19 protein-coding genes and 1 tRNA gene are annotated in these 17,415 nt (G+C 66.9%); 16 read left to right on the top strand and 4 right to left on the bottom strand.

All coding sequences use genetic code 11. The features are described from left to right. Positions 1-52: 52 nt before the first annotated feature. The 7 genes from KF887_17220 (at position 53) to KF887_17190 (ending at position 6,785) form a co-directional block, all read left to right on the top strand. Entirely contained in the window at positions 53-931 is an 879-nt protein-coding gene (locus KF887_17220) for an N-acetylmuramic acid 6-phosphate etherase (protein QYK41101.1), read from the top strand. Positions 932-976: 45 nt separating this feature from the next. Continuing rightward, a complete protein-coding gene (locus tag KF887_17215; GenBank protein ID QYK41100.1) occupies positions 977-2,224 on the top strand; it encodes a carbohydrate ABC transporter substrate-binding protein in 1,248 nt (415 codons plus the stop codon). A gap of 72 nt (positions 2,225-2,296) precedes the next feature. Beyond that, a complete protein-coding gene (locus tag KF887_17210; GenBank protein QYK41099.1) occupies positions 2,297-3,214 on the top strand; it encodes a sugar ABC transporter permease in 918 nt (305 codons plus the stop codon). Positions 3,215-3,227: 13 nt separating this feature from the next. Beyond that, positions 3,228-4,064 carry a carbohydrate ABC transporter permease gene (locus KF887_17205; GenBank protein QYK41098.1) on the top strand — a complete coding sequence of 279 codons (837 nt, stop codon included), beginning with the start codon at positions 3,228-3,230 and terminating at the stop codon, positions 4,062-4,064. Continuing rightward, positions 4,061-5,083, top strand: coding sequence for a Gfo/Idh/MocA family oxidoreductase (locus KF887_17200; protein QYK41097.1), 1,023 nt, complete (start codon positions 4,061-4,063; stop codon positions 5,081-5,083). Before KF887_17205 ends, KF887_17200 begins: the two co-directional genes overlap by 4 nt. A 91-nt stretch (positions 5,084-5,174) precedes the next feature. Beyond that, on the top strand, positions 5,175-6,173 hold the full coding sequence (locus tag KF887_17195) for an ATP-binding cassette domain-containing protein (GenBank protein QYK41096.1): 999 nt from the start codon (positions 5,175-5,177) through the stop codon (positions 6,171-6,173). Between the two features lie 375 nt (positions 6,174-6,548). Beyond that, the gene (locus tag KF887_17190; GenBank protein QYK41095.1) at positions 6,549-6,785 is read left to right on the top strand and encodes a hypothetical protein; all 237 of its coding nucleotides are present in this window, start codon (positions 6,549-6,551) and stop codon (positions 6,783-6,785) included. An 11-nt stretch (positions 6,786-6,796) separates the two neighbouring features. Here the strand turns inward: KF887_17190 and KF887_17185 are convergent, their stop codons facing one another. The 3 genes from KF887_17185 to KF887_17175 form a co-directional block, all read right to left on the bottom strand. Continuing rightward, positions 6,797-7,315 (bottom strand): hypothetical protein, encoded by a 519-nt coding sequence (locus tag KF887_17185; protein ID QYK41094.1) that lies wholly within the window; start codon positions 7,313-7,315, stop codon positions 6,797-6,799. Between the two features lie 157 nt (positions 7,316-7,472). Beyond that, a tRNA-Asn gene (locus KF887_17180) sits at positions 7,473-7,547 on the bottom strand. A 65-nt stretch (positions 7,548-7,612) separates the two neighbouring features. Then, positions 7,613-8,479, bottom strand: a complete 867-nt coding sequence (locus KF887_17175; GenBank protein QYK41093.1) for an MBL fold metallo-hydrolase — start codon at positions 8,477-8,479, stop codon at positions 7,613-7,615. 45 nt (positions 8,480-8,524) lie between these two features. Between KF887_17175 and KF887_17170 the strand changes: the two genes are divergently transcribed. The 9 genes from KF887_17170 to KF887_17130 all read left to right on the top strand — a co-directional run bounded on the left by KF887_17170 (position 8,525) and on the right by KF887_17130 (position 16,774). Further along, the gene (locus KF887_17170; GenBank protein QYK41092.1) at positions 8,525-9,844 is read left to right on the top strand and encodes a HAMP domain-containing protein; all 1,320 of its coding nucleotides are present in this window, start codon (positions 8,525-8,527) and stop codon (positions 9,842-9,844) included. Between the two features lie 539 nt (positions 9,845-10,383). Beyond that, on the top strand, positions 10,384-11,016 hold the full coding sequence (gene clpP / locus KF887_17165; protein ID QYK41091.1) for an ATP-dependent Clp endopeptidase proteolytic subunit ClpP: 633 nt from the start codon (positions 10,384-10,386) through the stop codon (positions 11,014-11,016). Between the two features lie 96 nt (positions 11,017-11,112). Continuing rightward, positions 11,113-12,375, top strand: coding sequence for an ATP-dependent Clp protease ATP-binding subunit ClpX (clpX, locus tag KF887_17160; GenBank protein QYK41090.1), 1,263 nt, complete (start codon positions 11,113-11,115; stop codon positions 12,373-12,375). Between the two features lie 18 nt (positions 12,376-12,393). Further along, complete coding sequence (locus KF887_17155; protein ID QYK41089.1) at positions 12,394-13,500, top strand: glycosyltransferase family 61 protein; 1,107 nt, start codon at positions 12,394-12,396, stop codon at positions 13,498-13,500. 13 nt (positions 13,501-13,513) lie between these two features. Further along, complete coding sequence (locus tag KF887_17150) at positions 13,514-13,897, top strand: RidA family protein (protein ID QYK41088.1); 384 nt, start codon at positions 13,514-13,516, stop codon at positions 13,895-13,897. 70 nt (positions 13,898-13,967) lie between these two features. After that, the gene (locus KF887_17145) at positions 13,968-15,458 is read left to right on the top strand and encodes a hypothetical protein (GenBank protein ID QYK41087.1); all 1,491 of its coding nucleotides are present in this window, start codon (positions 13,968-13,970) and stop codon (positions 15,456-15,458) included. Between the two features lie 77 nt (positions 15,459-15,535). Further along, positions 15,536-15,919 (top strand): NADH:ubiquinone oxidoreductase subunit NDUFA12, encoded by a 384-nt coding sequence (locus KF887_17140; protein QYK41086.1) that lies wholly within the window; start codon positions 15,536-15,538, stop codon positions 15,917-15,919. Positions 15,920-15,950: 31 nt separating this feature from the next. Further along, positions 15,951-16,418 (top strand): outer membrane lipid asymmetry maintenance protein MlaD, encoded by a 468-nt coding sequence (locus KF887_17135; GenBank protein ID QYK41085.1) that lies wholly within the window; start codon positions 15,951-15,953, stop codon positions 16,416-16,418. Further along, positions 16,415-16,774 carry a DUF2155 domain-containing protein gene (locus KF887_17130; GenBank protein QYK41084.1) on the top strand — a complete coding sequence of 120 codons (360 nt, stop codon included), beginning with the start codon at positions 16,415-16,417 and terminating at the stop codon, positions 16,772-16,774. The genes KF887_17135 and KF887_17130 overlap by 4 nt, the downstream gene beginning before the upstream one ends. On the opposite strand, the gene aat is transcribed toward KF887_17130, so the two are convergent. Next, a complete protein-coding gene (gene aat / locus KF887_17125; GenBank protein QYK41083.1) occupies positions 16,738-17,394 on the bottom strand; it encodes a leucyl/phenylalanyl-tRNA--protein transferase in 657 nt (218 codons plus the stop codon). The two genes, KF887_17130 and aat, sit on opposite strands and share 37 nt — an antisense overlap. Positions 17,395-17,415: the final 21 nt, after the last annotated feature.

Below are 17,415 nucleotides of genomic sequence, written 5' to 3'. Positions count from 1 at the left end.
GTTTACAATTGGTATTATTTTGGCATTATGAAGAGGTCACGGGGGGAATCGCATGGACAGCAGACCGACAGAGGCGCGGCATCCGGCATCGGTGGGCATCCATGCCCGTCCGGCCGCGCAGGTGCTGGCCGACTGCCTGTCGGCGCAGGCGATGGCGGTCGCGGCAATCGGCGCCGCGATTCCGGCCCTGACCGACGCCGCCGAGGCTGCTGGCGCTGCGCTGGCCGGGGGCGGGCGGATGGCCTATGCCGGTGCGGGCTCGTCAGGGTTGATGGCGCTGGCAGATGCGCTGGAGCTCGCCGGAACCTTCGGGATCGCGCCCGAACGGACACCGGTGCTGTTTGCGGGCGGCGCGGCGGCGCTGATGCACATGCGCGGCGGGGTCGAGGATGACGGAGACGCCGCCCGTGCCGAGGTGGCGGCGCTGGGCCTGAACGCGCGGGATGCGGTGATCTGCGTCTCGGCCTCGGGATCGACGCCCTACACGCTTGCCGTCGCCGAGGCGGCACGGGCGGCGGGTGCCACGCTGATCGGCATGGCTTCGGTTCCGGGGTCACGCCTGCTGGAAACCGCACACCATCCGGTGCTGATCGAGACCGGGGCCGAGGTGATTTCCGGCTCCACCCGGATGGGGGCCGCCACCGCGCAGAAGGTCGCGCTCAACATGCTGTCGGTGCTGGTGGGCATCCGCCTGGGTGCCGTGCATGACGGCTACATGGTGGACGTTGTTGCCGACAATGCCAAGCTGGCCGGGCGTGCTGCCCGCATCGTGGCGGCAATCTCGGGCGCCGACGAGGGCACGGCGCGCGCCGCGCTTGTGGCGACCGATGGCGCCGTCAAGCCTGCCGTACTGGTTGCACGCGGCCATGCGCCGGATGCCGCCCGGGCGGCTTTGGCGACCAGTGGCGGGCACCTGGCGCCGCATCTCTAGGGTTCAAACGCGGGGCCGAAGCGCCCGCTCAACAGGGAGACGACAATGACACGAACGATCCGCATGGCCCTTCTGGCCTCGACGGTGCTGGGTGGCGCGGCGCATGCGCAGACCACGCTGACCATCGAGAGCTGGCGCAACGACGACCTGTCGATCTGGCAGGATGCCATCATCCCGGCGTTCGAGGCCGCAAATCCCGGCATCAAGGTGATCTTCGCGCCCTCGGCGCCGGCCGAATACAATGCCGTGCTGAACTCCAAGCTTGCCGCCGGTTCGGCGGGCGACCTGATCACCTGCCGTCCCTTCGATGCCTCGCTGCAACTGTACAATGACGGGCATCTGGCCGATCTGACGGATCTGGCCGCGATGGCGAACTTCAGCCCCGTCGCGAAATCGGCCTGGCAGACCGATGACGGCGCCGCGACGTTCTGCGTTCCCATGGCCAGCGTCATCCATGGCTTCATCTACAACGCCGACGCCTTTGCCGAGGTGGGCGTCGAGGTTCCGGCGACCGAGGCCGAGTTCTTCGCCGCGCTCGACAAGTTCAAGGCGCACGGCGGCTACATTCCGCTGGCCATGGGCACGAACGACCAGTGGGAAGCCGCCACGATGGGCTACAACAACATCGGGCCGAATTTCTGGAAGGGCGAAGAGGGGCGCCTTGCGCTGATCAAGGGCGAGCAGAAGCTGACCGACGATGCCTGGGTCGCACCGTTCCGCAGCCTCGCGAAATGGAAGGATTACCTGGGCGACGGGTTCGAGGCGCAGACCTATCCGGACAGCCAGAACCTGTTCACCCTGGGCCGCGCCGCCATCTATCCTGCCGGATCGTGGGAAATCAGCGGGTTCAACACGCAGGCCGGGTTCAAGATGGGTGCGTTCCCGCCGCCGGTGCAGGCTGCGGGCGATACCTGCTACATCAGCGACCACACCGACATCGCCATCGGCCTCAACGCTAAGTCGCCAAATGCCGAGGCCGGCCGGGTATTCCTGGAATGGGTGGGCAGCCCGGAATTCGCGATGCTCTATGCCAACGCGCTGCCCGGGTTCTTCTCGCTCAACGCGACGCCGGTCGAGATGCAGGACCCGCTGGCGCAGGAGTTCGTGTCCTGGCGCGGCAAGTGCCAGTCGACCATCCGGTCGACCTATCAGATCCTGTCGCGCGGCACGCCGAACCTGGAAAACGAGACCTGGAACGCATCGGCCAACGTGATCCGCGGGTCGGAGACACCCGAGGCGGCTGCCGAGCGGCTGCAGGCGGGTCTCGCAGCCTGGTACGCACCGCAGCAGTGACGGCGACGGGCGCGGGTTCGCTCGCGCCCGCCACCACCACCACCGGCATCCTGACTGTAAGGGGGAAGGGACATGGCTTTGCGAAAGCCCGTGCGCTGGCACATTGCCGTGTTTCTGGCCCCGGCGGTGCTGGTCTATACCGCGATCATGATCGTGCCGCTGTTCGGCACGCTGAATCTCGCGCTGTTCAACCGGGTCGACGGCGCGCGGCAGTTCGTGGGGCTTGCGAACTTTGCCACGCTGTTCGGTGACGAACGCTGGTCGGGCGCGTTCTGGAACGCGCTCGGCAACAATGCCTGGTTCTTCCTGGTTCACATGCTGGTGCAGAATCCCGTCGGCGTGGCGCTTGCGGCGCTGCTGTCGTCGCCCCGTCTGCGGATGGCCGCCTTCTATCGCACGGCGATCTTCATTCCGACGATCCTGTCCTTCGTCATCGTGGGATTCGTCTGGAAACTGATCCTGTCGCCGATCTGGGGCATCGCCCCGGGAATGCTCGACATGATCGGCCTGAAAAGCCTTTTCGCGCCCTGGCTGGGACGCGAGGAGACGGCACTGACCACTCTGGCCCTGATTTCGGTATGGCAGTTCGTGGGCATACCCATGATGCTGATCTACGCGGCGCTGCTGTCGATCCCGGACGAGGTGATGGAAGCGGCCGAGATGGACGGCATCACCGGCTGGTCACGGTTCCGCCGCATCCAGCTGCCCCTGATCCTGCCCTCGATCGGGATCATCAGCATCCTGACATTCGTAGGAAATTTCAACGCCTTCGACCTGATCTACGTCAGCCAGGGCGCATTGGCGGGCCCGAACTTCGCCACCGATATCCTGGGCACGTTCCTGTACCGCACATTCTTCGGGTTCCAGCTGCAGCTTGGCGATCCGCACATGGGTGCAACCATCGCGACCGCGATGTTCGCGATCATCCTGGTGGGCGTCTGCGTCTATCTGTTCGGCATCCAGACGCGGCTGCGCCGCTATCAGTTCTGAATCGGGGGCAGACATGGCCGCACGCACAACATTGTCGCGCAGCATCGCCGCCCATGCGGTCCTGCTGACCTACACGGTGATCGCGCTGTTCCCGGTGTTCGTCATCGTGATCAACAGCTTCAAGTCGCGTCGTGCGATCTTCGCCGATCCGCTGGCGCTGCCCTCGCCATCGAACTTCGATGCCATCGGCTATGCCACGGTCCTGAAGCAGGGTGACTTCATTCTCTACTTCCAGAATTCGATGATCGTGACCGTGGCCTCGCTGTTCTTCGTGCTGCTGTTCGGTGCGATGGCAGCCTTCGCGCTGTCGGAATACCGGTTCCGGGGCAATCTGGTCATGGGCCTGTATCTGGCGCTCGGCATCATGATTCCGATCCGGCTTGGCACCGTGGCGATCCTCGAGATCATGGTGGCGGGCGGGCTTGTGAACACGCTGACGGCACTGATCCTTGTCTACACCGCGCAGGGCCTGCCGCTTGCCGTGTTCATCCTGTCGGAATTCATGCGCAGCGTGTCGGATGACCTGAAGAACGCGGGCCGCATCGACGGATTGTCGGAGTACCGCATCTTTTTTTCGCTGGTGCTGCCGCTGGTGCGGCCCGCCATGGCCACGGTGGCCGTGTTCACCATGATCCCGATCTGGAACGACCTGTGGTTCCCGCTGATCCTGGCCCCGGCCGAAGCGACCAAGACCATCACGCTGGGCAGCCAGGTCTTTATCGGGCAGTTCGTCACCAACTGGAACGCGGTGCTGGCGGCGCTGTCGCTCGCCATCCTGCCGGTGCTTGTCCTCTATCTCATCTTCTCGCGGCAACTGATCCGCGGGATCACTGCGGGAGCCGTGAAATGATCCGCGTTCTTGTTGCCGGGCTGGGTACCATGGGGAAAAGCCATGCGCTTGCCTATCACGCCGATCCCGCGTTCCGGATTGCCGGGCTGGTGAACCGATCGCCGGTCGAGCTGCCGGACGCGCTGCGCGGCTATCCTGTCACGTCCGACTTCCACGAGGCCCTGGAACGCCTGCGCCCCGATCTTGTCTGCGTCGCCACCTATTCCGACAGCCACGCCGATTTCGCCGTGGCGGCGATGGAGGCGGGCGCGCATGTCTTTGTCGAGAAGCCGCTGGCCACCACCGTTGCCGATGCGCGGCGTGTGGCGGATTGCGCCGCCCGCACCGGGCGCAAGGTCGTGGTCGGCTATATCCTGCGGCATCATCCGTCATGGATTCGGCTGATCGCCGAGGCGCGCGCGCTTGGCGGGCCGTATGTCTTCCGGCTGAACCTGAACCAGCAGTCCAGTGGCCCGACATGGGAGGTCCACAAGGCGCTGATGCAGACGACCAGCCCCATCGTCGACTGCGGCGTGCACTATGTCGACGTAATGTGCCAGATCACGGATGCCGCCCCGGTCGAGGTGCGCGGGATGGGCCTTCGCCTGTCCGACGAGATCGCGCCGGACATGTACAACTACGGCCATTTCCAGGTGCTGTTCGCGGATGGCTCGGTCGGCTGGTACGAAGCCGGCTGGGGCCCGATGATGAGCGATACGGCCTTTTTCGTGAAGGATGTCATCAGCCCGAATGGCGCGGTGTCGATCCGCATGCCGGAAAGCGCACGGTCGGACGACCACGACACCCACACGAGGACCTCGGCGCTCCGCATCCATCGGGTGGGTCGCCCCGACGAGGATCTCAGCATGGCCGATGAGCCGGGCCATCAGGCGCTGTGTGACCGGGAACAGGCCTTCGTCGCCCGCGCGATCACCGAAGACCTTGATCTTGCACGCCACCTTCAGGATGCCGTGCGCTCGCTTGCCGTGTGCATTGCCGCTGATGAGAGCGTACGCACGGGCCTTGCCGTGAAGCTCTGACGTCAACGCGCGCGTCGCCTGTCCCGTAGTATCCCAGCGGGGATGCGGGGGTGTGAAACCCCGTCTTCCCATAGCCATGTAGGAGCCGACCATGGGTGCCCTGACCCTGAAATCCGTCACCAAGTCGTTCGGCGCGACCGATGTCATCAAGGGCGTCGATCTGGAGGTGGCCGAAGGCGAATTCTGTGTCTTCGTCGGCCCCTCGGGCTGCGGCAAGTCCACGCTGCTGCGGATCATTGCGGGGCTTGAGGATGCCACCGGCGGCGACATCCTGCTGGACGGCCGCCGCGTCAACGATGTCTCCCCCGCGCGGCGCGAGCTCGCCATGGTGTTCCAGTCCTACGCGCTTTATCCGCACCTGACGGTGCGCGACAACATGGGCCTTGCGCTCAGGCAGGCCGGGGTGCCCCGGGCCGAAATCGCGCTGGCCACCGACAAGGCGGCGGGCATGCTGGCCCTCGGCCCGCTGATGGATCGCCGCCCCGCCGAACTGTCGGGCGGACAGCGGCAGCGCGTCGCGATCGGGCGGGCGATCGTCCGGCGGCCCAAGCTGTTCCTGTTCGACGAACCGCTGTCCAACCTGGATGCCGCACTGCGGGTTGCCACCCGGATCGAGATCGCCCGGCTGCACCGCGACCTTGGCGCAACGATGATCTATGTCACCCACGATCAGGTCGAGGCGATGACTCTGGCAGACCGGATCGTGGTGCTGCGTGCCGGAAAGGTCGAGCAGGCGGGCGCGCCCATGCACCTCTACAACGACCCCGACAACACCTTTGTCGCGGGCTTCATCGGCAGCCCGCAGATGAATTTCCTGAACGGCCTGGCACTGGGAGACATGGCCGCGACCCTGGGCGTGCGGCCCGAGCACCTTGTCCTGTCGCGCGCCGGCGGCACGATCCCGGGGCAGGTGAGCCATGTCGAGAAACTGGGCGGCGAAACGCTGGTCTATGTCCATGCCGAACCGCATGGCCTGCTGACGGTCCGCCAGTTCGGCGAACACGACTTCACGGTGGGCGAGGCCGTCCACCTGACCCCCGATCCGCTCCGGACGTTCCGCTTCGACGCGGAAGGCCGCCGCCTCCGGTGACGGGCCGGCCGCCCGCCGATGGCTGCCCAGCCCTGGCCGCCGGGCGTGATCGGTTGGGGCTGCGCCAGCCGGACTTGCCCCTGCCTGCCTCCGGTGGCGCGATGCCGCCCGGTGCAGCGCCCGACTTCCCGAGGACCTGCGGCCGTCAACCCCGTCCGCACGAAGGCAGAACAGCGGCGCCCCGTGCAGGCCGGACGCCGGACGCCGGACGCCTGAACCGTTCGGCCCAGGAACTTTCGCGCGGTTTCTACCAAATCAACAGCGTCCATTCGTCCGACGTGCTGGCGACCTGCATCCGCTATGTCTGCACGTCGCTGGCCGATACTGACGCCCCCGTGATTCGCAAAGCCTAGGCCGATGCCCTCTCCGCCCCCCATGCACCGAGAGGGAGCTAGCGCCGATGAACTCGGCCAGACCCTTGCCGCGCTTCTGGACTGGCTTGTGAAAGCCCGGCTTGCCGACCTCCTTGAAGCCGGGCTAACCCATGCCGACCTGTTCATGCTGGTGCGGGCGGCCGATGATTGCCGCAAGGGGGAGTTCGGCACCGAAACTCTGGCCACGATCCACGATCTTGCACCCAAGCTGGACCGGGTGAACGTTGATTTGCGTTAGCACTATAGCAGCTACTTGGGCCAGTGCCGCTCTTCTAACTTTGACTTTTTGGTATAGTGGGCGCGATTGTATAAGGCTGAAACGAGGCTTGTCGTAACCATGCCAAAACGCTGCTTTGGGTTATCGGCCCGTGAGGGATGACCCTTCTCCAGTGCGTCGAGCATCGACATACCAGTTTTGAGGGCAGCCACCCAACTGCATATCTTTTGATCTTCAAACGAAACTAGAACACTGTGCGCGAAGGCATTCCGTATTTTGCGCACTCCCTCTATGTCCTGATACTCTGATCTTGAGATCAAGCCGAGTGCACGGGTTGCGCTCGACTTCGCCGAGAAGGTCGAAAGCGGAGCGTTAGGACCGTCAAAAAGGCTTTTGGTCGCAGCGCCTTCTAGGAGAAAGCCACGCAAGACCTCTTCTAACATTTCTTCTATGAGTGACGCCGCAACTAGGGCTCTTCCGCGATCTGTCTCGCTGTTGGAAGCGTTAAGAAAAGTCCGCAAACGCTCATAGTATGGATCGTCGAATTTCATAACTTTCGCACTGACCGGGTGGATTTGCCTTGGTTTCATACCAAATCACGCAAACAAGTGTGAGCGCAAAACTGCTTACTATGCGCTTACTAACGCCAAACACCCCCTGAGCCACCTCGCTGAGGTGTCTCGTAAATCTCTGATCTACTTGGGGTTATGGCTCCGGCGGTAGGGATCGAACCTACGACCAATTGATTAACAGTCAACTGCTCTACCGCTGAGCTACGCCGGAACACCGGGGGCATATAGCAAGCGATTCGGGGGGCGTCCAGAACCTATCGACAGGATCGTGCCGGGTTAGCGCAGGGCAAAGACCGCGTCTGTGGCGAGCTGGGGGCGGGCGGTGATCCGGTCGCGCGACCAGAGGTCGATCAGATGCGCGAAGGCGTTGCGCGCGGCGGCGCGGTGCAGGGCGGGGGCGGTGTCGGCATAGACGCGGGTGGTCAGCGCGGCCAGATCGGCGGGGCCATCCCGCAGGGCCATGAGGATCGCCGCCTCGCGTCCGCGCCGGTGCGCGGCGAGTTCCGCGAGTCGCGCCAGCGGGGATGTGACATCGTCGCCATGGCCGGTGTGGAACCGTGCCCAGGACCCTGCGGCCAGACGCTCGAGCGAAGCCATGTAGGCGCCCATGTCGCCATCGGGCGGCGATACCAGCGTGGTGGCCCAGCCCATCACATGATCGCCCGAGAACAGCCGGTCGTCCCAGGCAAAGGCCAGATGTCCGGCGAAATGCCCGGGGATGTGCAGGGTGCGCAGGGTGACGGCGCCCGCGGTTACCGTGTCGCCCTCGGCCAGCAGGATGTCGGGCGCGAAGGCGGGGTCGACCCCCTCGCCGCCGCCCGAAAAGCCGGCGGCGGCAAGGTCGCGCATGATGGCGCTGCGTCCCGCATCGGGCGGGCCGAAGCCGCAGACCGGCGCGCCGGTGATCCGCGACAGGTCGCGGGCCAGCGGGGAATGGTCGCTGTGCGCGTGGGTTACCAGAATCCGCGCGACCGTCTCGCCCGGCGACAGCGCCGACAGGATCGCGTCCAGATGGGCGGGGATCTGCGGGCCGGGATCGATCACGATCACCTCACCATGCCCGACGAGCCAGGTGTTGGTGCCCTGTCCGGTCAGGGCGGAGGGGTTCGGCGCCACCACCCGCCGCAGCTTGCCGCCGGCCATTCGGTCCCCCTTCCGTCAAAGACCCCAAAGGGTTACGCTGCTGCCATGGCGCTGTCGATGAAAAACCTGCTGCCCCGCAGCCTTTACGGGCGGGCGGCGCTGATCCTGATCGTGCCGGTGGTCGCGATCCAGCTTGTGGTGTCGCTGGCCTTCATCCAGCGGCATTTCGAGGGCGTGACGCGGCAGATGACCACGGGGGTGGTGCAGGAGGTCGCGCTGCTGGTCGCGCAGGTCGAGGCGGCGCCGGATCTGGCGGCGGCGCAGGTCGAGGCGGCGCGGGCGGCGGCCTTGCTGGGGCTGGCGGTCAGCCTGCCCGCAGCCGAGGTTCCGGCGGCGATGCAGCCGCCGTTCTGGGATGTGTCGGGGGGCGAAGTGCTGGCGGGCATGCGGGAGGGCCTGCCGGGCATTCTGGGCATCACCCTGCGGGAGAGCCCGCGCGAGGTGCGGCTGGCGGTGGCGACGAACAAGGGGCCGCTGGCTGTGACGGTGCCGCGGCGGCGCGTGTCGGCCTCGAACCCCCATCAGCTTCTGGTGCTGATGATCGCTACATCTGTGCTGATGACGCTGGTTGCCTACTATTTCCTGCGTGCGCAGTTGCGCCCGATCACGCGGCTGGCGGCAGCGGCGGATGCCTTCGGCAAGGGCCAGCACCTGCCCTATCGTCCCCGGGGCGCGACCGAGGTGCGGGCTGCGGGGGTGGCGTTTCTGGACATGCGGGGGCGGATCGAGCGGCAGATCGAGCAGCGGACGCTGATGCTGTCGGGGGTGAGCCACGATCTGCGGACGCCGCTGACGCGGTTGCGGCTGGGGCTGGCGATGCTGCCGGATGACGAGGAGACACGTGCGCTTCAGGCGGACGTGGCGCAGATGCAGCGGCTGGTGGACGAGTTCCTGGCCTTTGCCCGGGGCGATGCCATGGAGGAGCCGGAAGAGACCGACCCGGCCGACCTGGTGCGCCGCGTCGTCGAGAATGCCGAGCGGGGTGGGCAGGCGGTGCGGCTGGCCGGTGTCGAGGGTGGCGGCCGGGTCCGGCTGCGGGTTCAGGCGATGCAGCGGGCACTGGAGAATCTGATTGGAAATGCAGTGCGTTACGGCACCCGCGCCGAGGTGTCGGTGATCTTTGGCGAACGGTCGCTGCGTCTGGTGGTCGAGGATGACGGACCGGGCATCCCGGCCGATCGGCGCGAGGCGGCGATGACCCCCTTCATGCGGCTGGACGACGCGCGCGACCCGAACCGGGGGGGGGGCGTGGGGCTGGGGCTGGCCATCGCGGCGGATGTGGCGCGCAGCCATGGAGGGGCGTTGCGGCTGGGGGAAAGCGCCGCGCTGGGGGGGCTGCGGGCGGAGATTGTGCTGGCGCGGTAGGATCGTCGGGCGTTCGCTGTCAAGCCACTGGAAAGGCTGAAAAACCCCGTCTGGTTTGCGTCTGTTCCGCGTATGGCGCGCGTCTGGCATCCGTCCCGACAAGTTGTCTAGACAAACGACAGACCCGGCTGCCGCCGGGTCGCCCCGATGCAGGGTGGCCGGGCGTCAGCCGGGGCGTTTCCTGCCGCGCGCCGCGTCCAGCGGCACGACGCTTGCCTGCGAATGGTTCGCGTAGGTGTCCCAGGTGGGGGCGTAGTCGTCGGCCTGGTTGGCATTCGTCGCTGGCAGCGATGAAGGCTGGCAGACGCGAGATCAACATGCTGTGGCTCCACTGCAGGATTTGAGCATGGATAGCGGGCGGGGACGGGGCAAGCCTGTTCGCGCCCGCCTGTGGAACCGGCACCCGGGGGGCACAGGGGCGGCGGGAACGGCCGGATCGGGCCGCAGCGCGGGGGGTGCCCTTGCAGCCCCCCGGGCGCACCACTAAGACTCTGGCAAGAGACGAGCGATAGGAAACCCCGAGAGGCACGAGGCAGGCCATGCGCGATCCGGTTGACCACTACATGAACACCCTCGTCCCGATGGTCGTCGAGCAGACGAGCCGGGGGGAACGCGCCTATGACATCTATTCCAGGATGCTGAAGGAGCGGATCATCTTTCTGGGCGGTCCCGTGCATGACGGGATGTCGAGCCTGATCTGCGCGCAGCTGCTGTTCCTGGAGGCGGAGAACCCGTCGAAGGAAATCAGCATGTACATCAACAGCCCCGGCGGCGTGGTGACCAGCGGCCTGTCGATCTATGACACGATGCAGTACATCAAGCCCAAGGTCAGCACGCTGGTGATCGGGCAGGCGGCCAGCATGGGATCGCTTCTGCTGACGGCGGGGGAGAAGGGCATGCGGTTCAGCCTGCCGAACAGCCGGATCATGGTGCACCAGCCCAGCGGCGGCTATCAGGGGCAGGCGACGGACATCATGATCCACGCCCGCGAGACGGAGAAGCTGAAGCGGCGGCTGAACGAGATCTATGTGAAGCACACGGGCCAGCCGCTGGAAACCGTGGAGGCGGCGCTGGAGCGCGACAACTTCATGTCGGCCGAGGATGCCAAGGCCTGGGGTCTGATCGACGAGATCCTGATGCCGCGCGGCAAGGCAGACGACCCGGGCAAGTGACGCGGATGTGACGGGCGGCCGGTGCCGCCCGCATTTCGGATTGTGGCGGTCAGGGGTTTGTCCTAGGCTTCCAGAACGGCGACGGAAGGGCGACGCATGGCGACGAATTCGGGCAGCGACAGCAAGAACACCCTGTATTGCTCTTTCTGCGGCAAGAGCCAGCACGAGGTGCGCAAGCTGATCGCCGGGCCCACCGTGTTCATCTGCGACGAATGCGTCGAGCTGTGCATGGACATCATCCGGGAAGAGACCAAGACGACCGGGCTGAAATCCAGCGACGGCGTGCCGACCCCGCGCGAGATCTGCAAGGTGCTGGACGATTACGTGATCGGCCAGATGCATGCCAAGCGCGTGCTGTCGGTTGCGGTGCACAACCACTACAAGCGGCTGAACCATTCGTCCAAGACGGATGTGGAACTGGCCAAGTCGAACATCCTGCTGATCGGCCCCACCGGCACCGGCAAGACGCTGCTGGCGCAGACGCTGGCGCGCATCCTCGATGTGCCCTTTACCATGGCGGATGCGACCACGCTGACCGAGGCGGGCTATGTGGGCGAGGATGTCGAGAACATCATCCTGAAGCTGTTGCAGGCCAGCGAATACAATGTGGAACGGGCGCAGCGCGGCATCGTCTACATCGACGAGGTCGACAAGATCACGCGCAAGTCGGACAACCCCTCGATCACCCGCGACGTGTCGGGCGAGGGGGTGCAGCAGGCGCTTCTGAAGATCATGGAGGGCACGGTTGCCTCCGTGCCCCCGCAGGGCGGGCGCAAGCATCCGCAGCAGGAATTCCTGCAGGTGGATACGACAAACATCCTGTTCATCTGCGGCGGCGCCTTCGCCGGGCTGGAGAAGATCATCGCGCAGCGCAACAAGGGCTCGGCCATCGGGTTCGGCGCGCAGGTGAAGGACCCGGATGCGCGGGGGGCGGGCGAGCTGTTCGGCGAGCTGGAGCCCGAGGACCTGCTGAAGTTCGGGCTGATCCCCGAATTCGTCGGCCGCCTGCCGGTGATCGCCACGCTGACCGACCTTGACGAGGCGGCGCTGGTGCAGATCCTGACCGAGCCGAAGAACGCGCTGGTGAAGCAGTACCAGCGGCTGTTCGACATCGAGGGGGTCCACCTGACCTTCACCGCCGACGCGCTGTCGGCGATCGCCAAGCGCGCGATCAAGCGCAAGACCGGCGCGCGGGGCCTGCGGTCGATCATGGAGGACATCCTGCTGGATACCATGTTCGAACTGCCCGGCATGGAAGGCGTGCAGGAGGTCGTGGTGAACGAGGAGGTCGTGCAGGGTGGTGCCAAGCCGCTGCTGGTGCATGCCGCCGAGCGGAAGAAGAAGGAAGTGGCGGGCTGAGCCCTGCCGCCAGCCGCCATGGCCCCGATCACGGCAAGGAATGCGCGCGCGGCCGATCTGGCCGCGCGTTTTCCGTCCGTGGTGCTGGCACCTTCGGAAACCTATGACCGCGCGCCCGCCGGCTATGCGACCGAGGTGCCGAACCCGGCGATGGAGGCGCTGAACGCGCGCCATGCGTCGCAGCCGGTGTTCCGCTGCCCCGAGGCGCGGGCGCTGGAACTGCCGGACGCGCTGGTGTTCGACGCGGGCACGGCGATGACGGCGGCGGGCGATCTGGTCCTGGACAGCTTCAACATCGGCAACCGCCGCGTGGTGAACCGGGTGGACCGGCTGGACGAGGGGACGTCGCGGCTGGATCTGCCCGATGCGGTGCCCGAGTTCGCGGGAACCTGGATGCTGTGCAAGAAGATCGGATCGTCGAACTATGCCCATATCCTGCTGGAGATGCTGCCCCGCATCCCGCTGCTGCGCGCGGCGCTGGGCGCGCGGTTCGCGGACATCCGGCTGATCCTGCCCGATCCGGAGGGGCGGCTGGGCGAGGTGATGGGACAGATGCTGGACTGGCTGGGCGTCGGGGATCAGGTGATGCGGACGGGCCATGACTTTGTCGGCCGGTTCGAGCGGCTGGTGGTGCCCTGGAACCTGTCGTCGCATCCGTTCTGGATCCATCCGGCGGCGATCCGGTCGCTCGAGGACGCGGCGGCGGACGATCGGGCGGACGGGCCGGAACGGGTGTTCATCAGCCGGCTGGATGCGGGCAAGCGGCGGCTGGTGAACGAGGATGCGGTGTTTGCGCGGTTGCAGGCCCGCTGGCCCGACATGCGGCGGGTTGCCTGCGGCGACCTGGGCTTTGCCGAACAGCGCCGGGTTCTGGCGCGGGCGCGGATGGTGGTGGCGGTGATGGGCGGTTCCTTCGGCAACCTTGTCTTTGCGCCGCGCGGCGGGCGGGTGGCCTGCCTCGGGCCCGCGCAGTTCACCGACCTGTTCTTCCGCAACCTCGCCGCGCAGAAGGGAATGGATTACCTTGAACTGCGCGGCACCCCGCTGACCGACCGGCCGCATTCCGCCTTTCACCTGTCCGAACCGATGATCGAGCGACTGATCGACCATCTGGAACGGCCCTGACCGGAGATTGCCGATGACCGGACGCCGACTGATATCCTCGGGCTCGACCTTCGAGGCGGACATTGGCTATTCCCGCGCGGTCGTGTGCGATGGCTGGGTGTTCGTGTCGGGGACCACCGGATACGACTATGGCACGATGACCCTGGCCGACGGCGTGGTGGCGCAGTGCCGCCAGACGCTGGCCAACATTTCCGCCGCGCTGGCGCAGGCGGGGTGCAGCCTCGATGACGTGGTGCGCGTGCATTACATCCTGCCGGACCCCGCCGAATGGCCCGCGTGCTGGCCGCTGGTGGCCGAAGCCTTTGCCACCGCCCGCCCGGCGGCCACGATGATCGTGGCAGCCCTCCAGGACCCCGCGATGCGGATCGAGATCGAGGTGACGGCCCGGCTGCGCTGAGCGAGGCGCTTGCCGCGACTCGGCGGCGCGGGTAGGCTGCGCCGCAGGCCGGGTGCATGTGGGGGCGAGCATGTCGGGCAGTCATACCGCGTTGTTGACCGGGTCCAACTGGACCGGGATCGAGGTGACGGCGACGCCCGTCATCGTGACCTACAGCTTTCCCGGCGTGGCGCCGCCCTATGTTCCGGGGATCGACGACCCGAACCTGACACCCGCCGCGCTGGCAAGCTGGCAGGCATTTTCCGCGTCCGAGCAGACCATGGCGCGTGATGCGCTGGCGGCCTGGGGCGATGTGTCGGGCCTGATCTTCATCGAGGTGGCGGCGGGGCAGGGCGACATCAATTTCCAGAAGCTGGATTTCACCGGCACCGGCTATGCGGGCTATGGCGGCATTGCCTATCGCCCGTTCGGGGACTGGTCGTTCTTCAGCTATCCCTATTTCAACTCGGGCTATTCGGCGTCGGGCGACGTGTTCATGAACAGCGCCTTGCCGGTGAACTTCGGCACGCTGCTGCACGAGATCGGGCATGCGCTGGGCCTGAAGCATCCGACCGAGGCCTGGACGCAATGGGCCGCCAGCCCGCCCGTCGAACATGACGTCTGGGCGGTCGACGACCCCGGCGCCACGGTGATGAGCCCGCTGTCCACCCTGCAGGTCCTGGGCACGGTCGATGTGGCGGCCATCCAGTCGATCTATGGCACCCAGGCGCAGGACGGCACGCATGTCGCAAGCTGGTCCTGGAACGCCAACACGCAGCGCCTGACGCAGATCGGCTTCGAGACGGCCGACGCGATCCGGGGCACGCCCGTGATCGACAGGATCGAGGGCCGGGGCGGGAACGACCGGCTGTTCGGGCTGGAAGGGGTGGACCTGCTCTATGGCGGGGACGGCGACGACACTCTGGATGGCGGGCTGGGCAACGACCGGATGTACGGCGGCCAGGGGGACGACACCTATTTCGTGAACGTCGCGCAGGACCAGGTGACCGAGGCGCCGGGCGGCGGATATGACACGATCTATTCCACCGTTGCCCTGACCCTGCCCGCCGAGGTCGAGGTGCTGGTGCTGATGGGCAGCAATGCCCGGACCGGCAACGGCAACGCGCTGAACAACGCGATCTTCGCGGGCGATGCGAAATCGCGGCTGAACGGGATGGACGGCGACGACTATCTGGTGGGCAATTCGCTGAGCGACACGATCACCGGCGGCGCGGGATCGGACTACATGTTCGGGCAGGGCGGGGCAGACCGCTTCGTCTTTGCCGACGTGGCGGATTTCGGGCCGTCCTGGGCGCCCGACGCGATCGGCGATTTCAGCCGGGCGGAAAAGGACAAGATCGACCTGAGCGGGATCGACACCGATCCGGTGGCGGCGGGCGACCAGGCGTTCCTGTTCGTGGGCCGGCAGGCCTTTGCCGGGGGCGGGGTGGCCAGCCTGCGCTTTGTCGAACTGGGCAGTGACACGCGGGTCGAACTGGATGTGAACGGCGATGGCGTGAGCGATCACGAGATCCTGCTTTACGGCGTGGCGACGATGCGGGCGGGGGATTTCATCCTGTAGCGGCGCCGCCCGCGACCCATCGCCACTGGACCTTGCCCCCCGCATCGGCCATATGAAGGGGGCAACCGGAGGGACCGATGGGCATCCTGAACACGCTTCTGCGCGCCGTGACCTGGTGGAACGGACAGACCCTGAACACGCAGCTTTTCACCGCCCGCAACGGCGTGAAGGTGGGCGAGGACGATCAGGGCAACGTGTTTTACCAGACCGCGGGCGGCAAGCGGCGCTGGGTGATCTACAACGGCGAGGCCGAGGCGAGCCGGGTCAGCCCGGACTGGCATGGCTGGCTGCACTTCACCTGGGACGAGCCGCCGACCACCGCGCCGCTGAAGCACAAGGCCTGGGAAAAGCCGCATCAGGAAAACCTGACCGGAACGGCGGCGGCCTATGCGCCGCCGGGGTCGATCCGCCGCGTGGAACCCGCCGCCCGCAAGGACTATGAGGCCTGGGCGCCGGAATGACGGGGCTGCGGGCAGGCACGGGGGCGGCGTGATGGCCGAGAATCGGGCAGAGGTGCTGGTGGGGGCTGCCGTCCTGGCGGTGGCGGTGGGATTCGCCGTCTTTGCGGCGCAGGGCGTCGGGTTCGGCCGGGGTGCCGACAGCTATGACCTGCGCGCCTCGTTCCGCTCGGCCGAGGGGGTGCGCGTGGGCACCGATGTGCGGCTGGCCGGCGTGAAGGTGGGCACGGTGACGGGCCTTGCGCTGAACCCGCAGACCTTCTTTGCCGACGCGACGCTGAGCGTGGCCAAGGGCATCGAGGTGCCGGACGATTCAACCGTGCTGATCTCGTCCGAGGGGCTTCTGGGCGGGAACTTCGTGGAAATCCTGCCGGGCGGCAGCCTGGACAACGTGCCCCCGGGGGGCGAGGTGCTGGATACCCAGGGTGCGGTCAGCCTGATCACCCTGCTGATGAAGTTCGTGGGCGACGGCGCGGCGGACGCCGTGGGCGCGGACGAATGAAGGCGGTCCTGGCGGGGGCTCTTGCGGCCCTGCTGGCGGGGCCGGTGGCGGCGGCCGAGGGGGTCGAGGCCCCCGGTGCCCTGCTGCGCTGGCTGGACAAGACCAGCGGGCAGACCGGCGACCTGGAACTGGCGCGCGGCCAGACCGCGCGGGCCGGGCGTCTGACGATCCTGCTGGATGCCTGCCGCTATCCGGCCGAGGGACTGGCGACCGAGGCCTTCGCGCATCTGACCATCCGCGACAGCGTTCGCCCCGATCCGGTGTTCTCGGGCTGGATGATGGCCGAGGCGCCCGCGCTGTCGGCGATGGACCATCACCGCTATGATGTCTGGGTGCTGCGCTGCCTGACCGAGTGACGGTCGGGCGCATAGCCCGGCGGATCGAAGGTCGCCCGCGCCGACAGGGCCGCATCCAGACGCCGGTGATACTCGGCCCGGGTGATCTCGACCGCGCCGAGTGACGCGAGGTGCGGCGTCAGGAACTGCGCGTCGAACAGGGTGAAGCCGCCCGCCCGCAGCCGGTGAACCGCCCAGGCCAGCGCGATCTTCGATCCGTCGGTGCGGCGCGAGAACATCGATTCGCCGAAGAAGGCAGCGCCGATCGCGACGCCATAGACCCCGCCCACCAGCAGGCCCTGCGGGTCGCGCACCTCGATGCTGTGGGCAAAGCCCGCGCGATGCAGGTCCAGGTAAAGCGACAGGATCGCGCCGTTGATCCAGGTCTCGTCGCGCTCGGCGCAGGCCTCGACCGTGGCGCGGAAGTCGCGGTCGACCATGACGTCATGGTCCGGCCGCGCGATGGCCCGCGACAGCGACCGCGAGATGCGGAACCCGTCCAGCGGCAGGATGCCGCGCCGCCGGGGGTCGACCCAGTGGATGTCGGGGCTGTCGCGGCCCTCGGCCATGGGAAAGATGCCCATGGTATAGGCGCGCAGCAGCATCTCGGCGGTGATCTCGGGATGCGGGGTCGGCTGCATGGCTCAGGAGGCCCGGGCGGG

Source organism: Paracoccaceae bacterium (genome assembly GCA_019454225.1).
Classification (GTDB): Bacteria; Pseudomonadota; Alphaproteobacteria; order Rhodobacterales; family Rhodobacteraceae.
The sequence above is the reverse complement of the archived record's forward strand: the minus strand, read 5'-3'. Positions and strand labels throughout refer to the sequence as shown.